The following is an 11,044-nucleotide window of genomic DNA, read 5'->3' as shown; positions in this document are numbered from 1 at the left end:
GAGTCCGCGGTGAGTCCGCCAGCCATCGGGCGCTACAATACATCGCCAGCGACTTTGCAAAGATGAAGGCCTGGACTGGTGGGCGCAGCAGGGCTCGAACCTGCGACCCGCTGATTAAGAGTCAGCTGCTCTACCACCTGAGCTAATCACCCACGAAGGAGGCGGGCGTATAGCATTGGGTTTTTGCCCTGTCCATGCGCGACTTTCGCAAAAATGCCACGCCCCCGCGGTTTCTGGGGATGGATCGCGCCAGGGCGCCAATCAGTTGAATTTTCAGATTATTCCGGTGGAGTGCCGGGGGATTTCCACCTGACGGTGCACATGCACCGAAAGCAGCAGCCCAAACCCGAACATCACCGCCAGCAGCGCCGTGCCGCCGTAGGAGATCAGCGGCATCGGAATGCCGACCACGGGAATCAGTCCCATCACCATCAGGCCGTTGATCATGATGTAGAAGAAGAAGTTGAGGGTGACGCCCATCGCCAGCAGGCGGCCGAACTGGCTCCGCGCGCTCATCGCGATCTGGATGCCGTAGCCGATCACCACCCCGAACAGGATCAGCATGGCGATACAGCCGACGAAGCCGAATTCCTCGGCGAAATTGGTCCAGATGAAGTCGGTCTGCTTTTCGGGCAGGAAGTTGAGCCGGCTCTGGGTGCCTTTGAGAAAGCCCTTGCCCGCCGCGCCGCCGGAGCCGACCGCGATCTTGGCCTGGGTGATGTTCCAGCCCGCCCCCAAGGCATCCGATTCCGGATTGATGAAGGTCATCACCCGCGCCTTCTGGTAGTCGTGCAGCACATAGCGCCAGGCGACCGGAATGGCGCCGACGATGCTGCCGACCGTCGGCAGGATCCACCACCAGCTGAGCCCGGCCAGGAACAGCAGCGAGCAGCCGTCCAGCGCGATGATGATGGTGGTGCCGAGGTTGGGCTGGATCGCCACCAGCGCCGCCGGCATGCCGATCATCACCAGCGGGATCAGGAGCTTGAGCGGCTTCGACACCTCTTCGACGCTCTGGCCGTGGAGGAATTTGGCGAGCGCCAGGATGATGGCGATCTTCATCGGTTCCGACGGCTGCAATTCGAGCGGCCCGAATGAAATCCAGCGCTGGGCACCCAAATGGGCCATGCCCATCAGCTCGACGCCCAGGAGCAGCACCAGCGACACCGCATAGAAGGGATAGGCGATGTTGAGCCAGACCCGGATATCGACCATCGCCACCACGATCATCATGATGAAGCCGAGGATGAACTTGAACGCCTGCTTGGAAGCCCACGGGTCCCACTGGCCGCCCGCCACCGAATACAGCATGGCAACGCCGACCCCGGCGATGATGGTGATCAGCAGCACCAGGCCCCAGTTGATCTCGTAGAGCTTGTCGGCGACCGACAAATGGCGGCGGGCGGCGGCATAGGGGCGTAGCGGCATCTCAACCCTCCCCGCCGGATAGATCGCGCGCCGAGCGCACCGGGTAGGCCGTCGGCAGCTTCACCGGATCGCGCTGCTGGGCGAACAAAAGGATGTCGCGCGCCATCTGGACATGCGGATGGGTGACGACGGCGCCGTGTTCCATCAGCACCATGCAGGCATAGCGTGGCGCCGAAGCCGGGGCGAACGCGAAATACAGCGCATGATCGCGCAGGTTCCACGGCAGCGACTCGTTCTTGCGCACGCCGGCATCGTGTTCCTGCTTGGTGATGACGCGGACCTGGGCGGTGCCGGTCTTGCCCGCCATCTCGAACCCCGGCTCGGTGATGCGCCAGGCATAGGCGGTGCCGCCGGCCTCATTGCACACCTTCCACAGGCCCTCGCGCACCGCGGCGAACGCCTCGGCCGAAAACGGCAGGTTGCCCGGCATCGGCTGCGGCTGGAAGCGGTTGCCGACGACATGGGCAATACGCGGGGTCAGCGCCTTGCCCGACGCCAGCCGCGCCGCCATGGTGCAAAGCTGGATCGGCGTCACCACGACATAACCCTGGCCGATGCCAGCGCTGATCGAATCGCCGAGCTGCCATGGCACGCCGTAGCGCTGCAGCTTCCAGGCCGCACTGGGGATGAATCCCGAACTCTCGCCCGGCAGTTCGATGCCGGTGGCGGCACCAAGGCCGAGGGCGCGCGCCGCGGCCTCCATCTTGTCGATGCCGAGGCGGCGGGCGACTTCGTAGAAGAAGATGTCGCACGACACCTGGATGCCGCGCTTGAGATCGACACCGCCGTGACCCTTCTTCTGCCAACAGTGGAAGGTGTGGTTGCCGATCGTCATGGCGCCGGTGCAATTGACGTGCAGATCGGCAAGGCCGTTGTCATAGGCCGCCAGCGCCATCGCCGGCTTGAAGGTCGAACCCGGCGGATAACGCCCCGACAGCGCCTTGTTGAACATCGGCCGGTGGTCGTTGGTGTTGAGTTCGTTCCACGCCACATTGGATATGCCGACGTTGAACAGATTGGGGTCGTAGCCGGGCGTCGACGCCAGCGCCAAGACGTCGCCGGTGGCGCAATCCATCACCACGCAGGCGGCACTCTCCTGGCCGAGGCGCTCCTCGGTGAAGCGTTGCAGCTGGCAGTCGATGCTCAGCCAAACGTCCTTGCCGGGCGCCGAAGGCACCGCCGACAGCTCGTTGACGACACGGCCGTAGGCGTTGACCTCCACCCGCGAGGCGCCGGCCTGGCCGCGCATCTCGTCTTCGTACTGCTTTTCGATGCCGCGCTTGCCCATGCGGAAACCGGGCTGCGCCAGCAACGGGTCGTCGTCCTTGTCGATGTCCTGCTGGTTCGCCGCCGCGACATAGCCGAGGACATGGCTCATCTCGGTGCCATAGGGATAGGAGCGGGTTTCGCCGACATCGGTCTGCACCCCCGGCAGATAGGGCAGATGCAGGTTGATGCGGGCGAACTCTTCCCACGACAGGTTTTCGGCGATCGGAACCTGGGCGAACTTCTTGTTGACGGCGATGTCGTGCAGCACCCGCGCCTTGCGATCGGGGTCAAGCTCGATGATGCGCCCGACGGCATCGAGCGCCGTTTCGACGCCCTGCTTGGCGAGTTCGGCGACGATCACGACACGGTAGTTGCGCCGGTTGGTGGCCAATTCGGTGCCGAAACGGTCGAAAATGCGCCCGCGCGGCGGGAAAATGAACCGCTGGCTGATGCGGTTGTTCTCGGCGTCGACGAGGTATTCCTTGCCGTTGAGAATCTGCAGCTGATAGAGCCGGCCGCCCAACACCGCAAAAATGCCGCCCATCGCCCCCGACAACATCAGCGTGCGCCGGGTGAAACTGGCGTAGCGGCTTTTGTCTTTGCGGTCGAACAGCGGCATCAGAAATCGCTCCGGAGCGGACCGACCACGCGGCGATGGACCCAGCCAAGAAACGGCAAAGCCAGCGCATACATCAAGGAGGTTACGGCAAAGGCGCTGATCGAGTCGTTCGCCGGCAGGAATTTCCACGACAGCAGCGAGTTGATCAGATAATTCGCGGAGCAGGCGATCAGGGTGGCAGTGGCAAATCCGAGCACTGCGCCCCAGCCCGAAAGGCCGGCAAAGGCATCGCGCTGCTTGTCGATCACGGCATAGGTCGCCACGAACGACGCCGCCCAGGCGCCCGGCGGGCCGCCCGACAGCACATCGTGCACCACGCCGATGACAAAGGCCCAGCCCGGGCTCATCAGGTCGGGACGCACCAGGCACCAGAAATAGATCGGCATCAGCGCGTACATCGGCGACGGAATCCACACCCCGACCATCGAGATCGGCAGGTTCGTGATGACAACGCCGATCAGGCCGAACAGCACCGGCACGGCATTGGCAAAAACCCGGGTATGAAAGAAGCCGCCCAATCGTTCCATTGCGGCCTCACTGATTATCCGGCTCGGCGTCGGCGCCGGCGGGCGGCGGCGTTCCGGGCTTGGCCGGCGTCTGTACCGGCGCCTTGAACACCGGCGGCGGCGGCTGCAGCACCGGCTGCGGCAACAGGCCGGCTCCGGGCTGCGGCGGCGCGGCGGGCGGCAGGCCGGCGGCGGTCACCGGCAACTGCTGCAGGCTTAGCGCCGGCATATGCTCCGGCCGGAGCTTGAAATCGACCACTTCGACGTCCTGCGCCGTGGTCTGGTCGGCAAACAGGGCGACGCGATAATTCTTGCCGTCGGGCACGATGACGCCGATCGGAATGCCGGCCGGCAGAATGTCGCCATCGCCCGAGGTGACGACCTGGGCATCGGCCTTGAGCTGGACGCCGTGCGCGAGCGCCTCGATCTGCGGCATCGGCGAATTGTCGCCGCTCATGATCGCCTGATCGGTGTTGGGCTCGATCGAGACCGGAATATGGCTGTTGAGGTCGGAAAGCAGAATCACCCACGCAGTGCGCTCGCCGGTGAGGTAGACGCGGCCGATCATGCCGCGCTGGTCGATCACCGCCTGCCCCGGCCTGATGCCGTTGGACCGGCCGGCGTCGAGAATGATGGTCTGGCGGAACGGGTAGTTGGTCCGCCCGATCACCCGCGCCACGACGCTCGACATCGCCGGATCGGGCACCGCGTGCAGCAGCAGCTGGTAGCGCTTGAGCCGCTCGTCGAGCACCAACGCCGTGTTGTGCCATTGGCGCAGCCGGGCGTTTTCCTCTTTCAGGCGCATATTCTCCTGGTAGACCCAGAAGAAGTCGCCGATCGAGGACATCCAGCGCCCCACCACCTGCATCGGCTCGCGGGTGAAGCTGAGCGCCGGACGCATCCAGTCGCCGACATTGGTGCGGGCATCGTCGAACAGCGACGACTTGGCCTTGCCGAACAGGATCAGGGCCACCGCGAGGACGGCCACGACGGCGAGCGGCAGATGGGCTCTGCCTCGCGACCGCGAAATCCTCCAGCTGCCGTTGCCCATACCCTTACCGACCTCCGTCCGACACCCGGGAGGCTATCAGAAGGCAGTTGATAGAACGTGCCGCATCACTTTGGCGTTTTCCAGCACCCGACCGGTGCCGAGCGCCACGCACGATAGAGGATCATCTGCAATCGAAACCGGCAATCCGGTTTCTTCGCGCAGCATCTGGTCGAGATTGGCGAGCAGCGAGCCGCCGCCGGTCAAGACGATGCCCTTGTCGACGATATCGGCCGCCAGTTCCGGCGGGGTCGCCTCCAGCGCCACCTTGACCGCCTCGATGATCTGCCCGACCGGCTCGGCCAGGGCTTCGGCGATGTGACGCTGGGTAATGGTGATTTCCTTCGGCACGCCGTTCAAAAGGTCGCGGCCCTTGATTTCCAGGGTCACGCCGGTGCCGTCGGCCGGCGGGGCTGCCGAGCCGATCTCCTTCTTGATGCGCTCGGCCGAAGCCTCGCCGATCAGCAGGTTCTGGTGGCGCCGGATGTAGGCGATGATCGCCTCGTCCATCTTGTCGCCGCCGACGCGGACCGACCGCGAATAGACGATGCCGCCGAGCGACAGCACCGCGACTTCGGTGGTGCCGCCGCCGATATCGACCACCATCGAGCCGGTTGGCTCGGACACCGGCAGCCCGGCGCCGATCGCCGCCGCCATCGGCTCCTCGATCAGGAACACGCGCCGGGCGCCGGCCGACAGGGCCGATTCCTGGATGGCGCGCCGCTCCACCGCCGTCGAGCCCGACGGCACGCAGACGATGATCATCGGATTGGCGAACGAGCGCCGGTTGTGGACCTTGCGGATGAAGTGCTTGATCATCTCTTCCGCAACTTCGAAATCCGCGATGACGCCGTCGCGCATCGGCCGAATCGCCTCGATGTTGCCCGGGGTACGACCCAGCATCATCTTGGCGTCGTTGCCGACCGCACGGACCTGCTTCTTGCCCCCTCGATTGATCGTGGCGACGACCGACGGTTCATTGAGAACGATGCCGCGACCCTTGACGTAGACCAGGGTATTCGCGGTCCCGAGATCGATCGCCATATCGCTCGACAGCGCGCCGAGAAGACTGCCGAACATGCTTAACCTGCCATTCCTTTCGTGAAGCGGCCCTGAAACCCTCAAACGAGCGACCCGGCCCCGAAGCGTGCCCGCGGAGCCGGGATAATCCTATTTCGCGACGTTGAGCGCTTCCGGCGCCAGCTTCTTGCGTTTCACCAAGAGTTTGTTGAGTGCATTAACATAAGCGTAGGCCGATGCCACCAATGTATCGGTGTCGGCACCACGCCCCATAACCGTGCGGCCATCCTCTTCGAGCCGGACGCTGACGTGCGCCTGGGCGTCGGTCCCCTCGGTCACCGCCTGCACCTGATAGAGCTGCAGGTTGACGGTGTGGGGATAGAGTTCGCGGATGGCATTAAAGGTCGCATCGACGGCACCATCGCCGGTAACTTCCGCCGTCTTGTCCTCGCCCTCGATGGTCAGCGTCATCTCGGCCGACGGCGGAATCCCGACCCCGGTCATGATTTTCAGCGCCTTGACCACGATGAGGTCCTGGGCGCGGCCGATCTCGTCATCGACCAGCGCGACGATGTCGTCGTCGAACACGTTCTTCTTCTTGTCGGCCAGCGCCTTGAAGCGGCGGAAGGCATCTTCGAAGGCGGCGGCGCTGAGGTCGTAGCCGAGCAGCGACAGCTTGTCCTTGAAGGCGTGGCGGCCCGACAGCTTGCCCAGCACCAGCGAGGTTTCCTTCACGCCCACTTCCTCGGGACGCATGATCTCGTAGGTTTCCACGTTCTTCAGCATGCCGTCCTGGTGAATGCCGCTTTCGTGGCTGAAGGCGTTCTTGCCGACGATCGCCTTGTTGTACTGCACCGGGAAGTTGGTGACGTTCGACACCAGCTTGGAGGCTTTCGACAGGCCGCGCGTATTGATGCCCGTCGCGAACGGCATCAAATCCTTGCGGACCTTGAGCGCCATGACGATTTCTTCGAGGGCCGCATTGCCGGCGCGTTCGCCGATGCCGTTGATGGTGCATTCCACCTGCCGGGCGCCGGCCAGAACGCCAGCCAGCGAATTGGCGACGGCCAATCCGAGGTCGTTGTGGCAATGGGTGGCAATCACCGCCTTGTCGATGTTCGGCACCCGGTTGAACAGCATGGTGATGAGCTCGAAAAACTCCTGCGGCGTCGCATAGCCGACGGTGTCGGGAATGTTGATCGTAGTGGCGCCGGAGCGGATGGCGAGCTCAACACACTGGCAGAGGAAATCGCGTTCGGTGCGGGTGGCGTCTTCGGCGCTCCACTGCACGTCGCCGACGAGATTGCGCGCATGGGTGACCGAGGCGCCGACCGCATCGAGCACGGCGTTGGCGCCCATGTTCAGCTTGTGCTTCATGTGCACGGGGCTGGTCGAAATGAAGGTGTGGATGCGCGGACGCTGGGCGTGCTTCACCGCCTCGGCGGCACGGTCGATGTCCTTGAAGCCGGCGCGGGACAATCCGCACACGGAGGCATTCTTTACCCGGCGCGCGATCTCGGACACGGCGTCGAAATCGCCCTGGCTCGAAATCGGGAAACCCGCCTCGATGATGTCGACGCCGAGGGCATCGAGACAATCGGCGACCTGGAGTTTTTCTTCGAACGTCATCGCCGCGCCGGGCGATTGCTCGCCGTCACGCAGCGTGGTGTCGAAAATGCGGACGCGATTTTCCTGGGCTGGGTTCGTGTCGGTTGATGTCGTGGTCATGGCCAATACATTCCTTCCGTTCACCGCTTTCAGCGGCTTCGATCTCTCCTTTCGTACGACCTCCCCTAAACACCCGGTGCGAAGCATCGCACCTGCCGGCGCCTAGGGGCATCTAAGGAGGAGAAGCTCGCAACGCGGCAAACCGAGAGAAGGACGGGGCGTACGCGCGCGCATGGGCATGCCTGCGGAGAACCCGCAGCTTTCATCATGCCTGGCCACACCTTGCGTCATCGCCGGATCGCCGTTCCGCCCGCCGAGTTTTCAGCTCGCTAAACTTTTAACGAATCGCCCTTAAGCGCCCATGAACAGGCGAGAGGGTCCTCGCTTTGCCGGCGTATTTATGCCGGAACCGCCGAGCCGCGCAAGTCAAACCCCTGTTCCTGCGGCGAAAATTAACCGCCGCCGGCCGCACCGAAAAAGCCCGTCAAAACGGGCAGTTGTGTCCGAACTTTCATTTTGCCCCAAGCCCTGCCATGTGGTTACGTGCAAGCCCGCCCTCACGAGCGCTTCCGGCATGAAGATACTGGCACCTGTCTCAATCGAGACCCGGCGGCTTTTGCCGCGCTCGTGGGACGTGCTGGCGGCCCTCTTGGTGTTCGGCCTCATCATCCTGATGGCCGAAGCCAGCCACGAACTGTTGCAGCCGATCGCCGCCGCCACCGCCAACGGCATCACGCTCGATCCGGCGGCACTACCCCATTATGCCTTCCGCACCGCCCTCAGGATGCTGGTGGCGATGGGGTTTTCGCTGCTGTTCACCTTCACCTACGCGGCCTGGGCGGCAAAATCTCCGCGCGCCGGCATGCTGTTGATCCCGCTGCTCGATATCCTGCAATCGGTGCCGATCCTGGGGTTCATTTCGGTCACCGTGGTGTTTTTCATGTCGCTCGCCCCGGGGCGCATCCTGGGGGCTGAAATCGCAGCGGTTTTCGCCATTTTCACCAGTCAGGCGTGGAACATGGCGTTCAGTTTCTACCAGTCCTTGCGGACGGTCCCGACCGAGCTGACCGAGGCCGGCAAGACCTTCCGGCTGAGCGCCTGGACCCGGTTCTGGCGCATCGAGGCGCCGTTCGGCATGCCGCAGCTGGTCTGGAACATGATGATGAGCATGTCTGGCGGCTGGTTCTTCGTGACCCTGTCCGAAGCCATCAGCGTCGGCCCGACGACGGTGTCGCTGCCCGGCATCGGCTCCTATATCGCCACCGCCATCGCCGCCAAGAGCCTCATCGCCATCGGCTGGGCCATCGTCGCCATGCTGGTGGTGATCGTCATCTTCGATCAGCTCCTGTTCCGGCCGCTGGTCGCCTGGGCCGACCGCTTCCGCATCGATTCCGAGCCCGGCGACGAAGCGCCCGAATCCTGGGCCCTGACCATGTATCGGCGCTCCAAGCTGCTGGACTGGCTGTCGCACCCGTTCGGCCTGCTGATGCGCTGGAGCTTCACCCTCAAAGCCCCCGCCATCCGCCAGCGCCCCGCCGAAGCGGCACCGTCGCGGCTGGGAAATCTGGTGTGGTACGGGGCCATTGCCGTGCTCGGCGGCTGGGTGACCTGGCATGTGGTCCGCTTCGTCGGCTCCTCCTTGAGCGGACCGGAACTCCTTGATGCCGGCTTGCGCGGCTTGGCGACGCTGGTGCGGGTCGTCGTGCTGATCGCCATCGCCAGCGTGGTGTGGACGCCGATCGGCATCTATATCGGCCTGCGGCCGCATCTGGCCCAGGTGATTCAGCCGATCGCCCAGTTCCTCGCCGCCTTCCCGGCCAATCTGGTGTTTCCGATCGCGGTGTCGCTGATCGTGCTCGGCAACCTCAACCCCGACATCTGGCTGTCGCCGCTGATGGTGCTGGGAACGCAGTGGTACATCCTGTTCAACGTCATCGCCGGCGCCAGCGCCCTGCCGCGCGAACTGCGCGACGCCGCGGCCAATTTCCAGGTCAAAGGCTGGTTGTGGTGGAAGACGGTGGGCCTGCCCGCCGTGCTGCCCTATTACGTCACCGGCGCCATCACCGCCTCGGGCGGATCGTGGAACGCGGCGATCGTCGCCGAAGTGGCAAGCTGGGGCGACAAGACCCTGCACGCCTACGGCCTCGGCGCCTATATCGCCGACGCGACCACGGCGGGCGATTTCAAGAAGATCGTCATCGGCATTGTCGTGATGTGCCTCTATGTCGTGGTGGTCAACCGCCTGTTCTGGCGGCCGCTCTATTGGTATGCAGAACGCAAGTTCCGGCTGGCGTAAGGAGAACGGGATATGGACGACAACATCCTGCTCGATGTCCACGATGTGCGCCGCTCGTTTCCCAAACCCGGCGGCGACGAACTGTTGGTGCTCGACGGCGTCAACCTGACCCTGAAAGAGGGCGAGATCGTCGGCCTGCTCGGCCGCTCCGGCTCGGGAAAATCGACGCTGCTGCGCCTGATCGCCGGCCTCGCCCGGCCGCAAGCCGGCACGCTTTCGTATCTTGGCAATACCATTGACGGACCGGCCAGCGGCATCTCGATGGTGTTCCAGAGCTTCGCGCTGTTCCCCTGGCTGACGGTGCTCGAAAACGTGCAGCTTGGGCTCCAAGCGCTCGGCCTGCCGGAAAAGGAAATCCGCACCCGCGCCCTGGAAGCGATCGACCTGATCGGCCTCGACGGCTACGAAAGCGCCTATCCGCGCGAGCTCTCCGGCGGCATGCGCCAGCGCGTCGGCTTCGCCCGAGCCCTGGTCGTGCATCCCAACATTCTTCTGATGGACGAGCCGTTCTCGGCACTCGACGTGCTGACCGCCGAAAACCTGCGCACCGACCTGATCGAGCTGTGGCAGCAGAAAAAGCTGCCGATCAAATCGATCCTGCTGGTCACCCACAACATCGAGGAAGCGGTGCAGATGTGCGACCGCGCCCTGATCTTCTCTTCCAATCCGGGCCGCGTCACCACCGACATCCGGATCGACCTCGCCCATCCGCGCGATCGCGCCGATGCCAAATTCGAGGATTTCGTCGATCGCATCTATGTCGAAATGACCGCGCGCCGGATCGAACGCCAGCGCAGCCTGCAGGCGACCGGCTATATTCCCGACACGCCGATCACGCGGGTTTCCACCTCCACATTGTCGGGCCTGATCGAGGCGCTCGCCGCCCCGCCCTACGACGGCAAGGCCGACCTTCCCGACATCGCTTCCGACCTGCAGCTCGAAGTCGACGAACTCTTTCCCATCATCGAAGCCTTGCAGATGCTGCATCTCGGCGACATGGAAGGCGGCGACATCAAGCTCACCCACATGGGCAAGCTGTTCGCCGAAAGCGACACCCAGGTGCGCAAGGTGATCTTCCAGCGCACCCTCGTCGCCAACGTGCCGTTCGCCGCCCACATCCGCAAAGTGCTGGACGAGCGCACCAGCCACACTGCGCCGCGCCGCCGCTTCATCGACGAACTCGAAGACAA

General features: G+C 64.2%; 8 protein-coding genes and 1 tRNA gene. 2 read left to right on the top strand and 7 right to left on the bottom strand.

Annotated elements, in window-relative coordinates; all coding sequences use genetic code 11:
- Nucleotides 1–76 precede the first annotated feature (76 nt).
- The 7 genes from AC1P6P_RS02205 to AC1P6P_RS02175 all read right to left on the bottom strand — a co-directional run bounded on the left by AC1P6P_RS02205 (nucleotide 77) and on the right by AC1P6P_RS02175 (nucleotide 7,618).
- Nucleotides 77–152: transfer RNA gene (locus AC1P6P_RS02205), tRNA-Lys, on the bottom strand.
- 121 nt (nucleotides 153–273) lie between these two features.
- Nucleotides 274–1,428, bottom strand: coding sequence for a rod shape-determining protein RodA (gene rodA, locus AC1P6P_RS02200; protein WP_481400799.1), 1,155 nt, complete (start codon nucleotides 1,426–1,428; stop codon nucleotides 274–276).
- A 1-nt stretch (nucleotide 1,429) separates the two neighbouring features.
- Nucleotides 1,430–3,316 (bottom strand): penicillin-binding protein 2, encoded by a 1,887-nt coding sequence (gene mrdA / locus AC1P6P_RS02195; RefSeq protein ID WP_481400798.1) that lies wholly within the window; start codon nucleotides 3,314–3,316, stop codon nucleotides 1,430–1,432.
- The gene (gene mreD / locus AC1P6P_RS02190; RefSeq protein WP_481400797.1) at nucleotides 3,316–3,843 is read right to left on the bottom strand and encodes a rod shape-determining protein MreD; all 528 of its coding nucleotides are present in this window, start codon (nucleotides 3,841–3,843) and stop codon (nucleotides 3,316–3,318) included. The genes mrdA and mreD overlap by 1 nt, the downstream gene beginning before the upstream one ends.
- Before the next feature lie 7 nt (nucleotides 3,844–3,850).
- Entirely contained in the window at nucleotides 3,851–4,873 is a 1,023-nt protein-coding gene (mreC, locus tag AC1P6P_RS02185; protein ID WP_481400796.1) for a rod shape-determining protein MreC, read from the bottom strand.
- A 36-nt stretch (nucleotides 4,874–4,909) separates the two neighbouring features.
- Complete coding sequence (locus AC1P6P_RS02180; protein WP_481400795.1) at nucleotides 4,910–5,950, bottom strand: rod shape-determining protein; 1,041 nt, start codon at nucleotides 5,948–5,950, stop codon at nucleotides 4,910–4,912.
- Nucleotides 5,951–6,040: 90 nt separating this feature from the next.
- A complete protein-coding gene (locus AC1P6P_RS02175) occupies nucleotides 6,041–7,618 on the bottom strand; it encodes a 2-isopropylmalate synthase (protein ID WP_481400794.1) in 1,578 nt (525 codons plus the stop codon).
- Between the two features lie 514 nt (nucleotides 7,619–8,132).
- Between AC1P6P_RS02175 and AC1P6P_RS02170 the strand changes: the two genes are divergently transcribed.
- Complete coding sequence (locus AC1P6P_RS02170; RefSeq protein WP_481400793.1) at nucleotides 8,133–9,854, top strand: ABC transporter permease; 1,722 nt, start codon at nucleotides 8,133–8,135, stop codon at nucleotides 9,852–9,854.
- A gap of 12 nt (nucleotides 9,855–9,866) precedes the next feature.
- On the top strand, nucleotides 9,867–11,044 hold a 1,178-nt coding region (locus AC1P6P_RS02165), incomplete at its 3' end, for an ABC transporter ATP-binding protein (protein ID WP_481400792.1).

The sequence above is a fragment of the Rhizomicrobium sp. genome (assembly GCF_056722145.1).
This window is presented reverse-complemented; position numbering and strand designations above follow the sequence as displayed.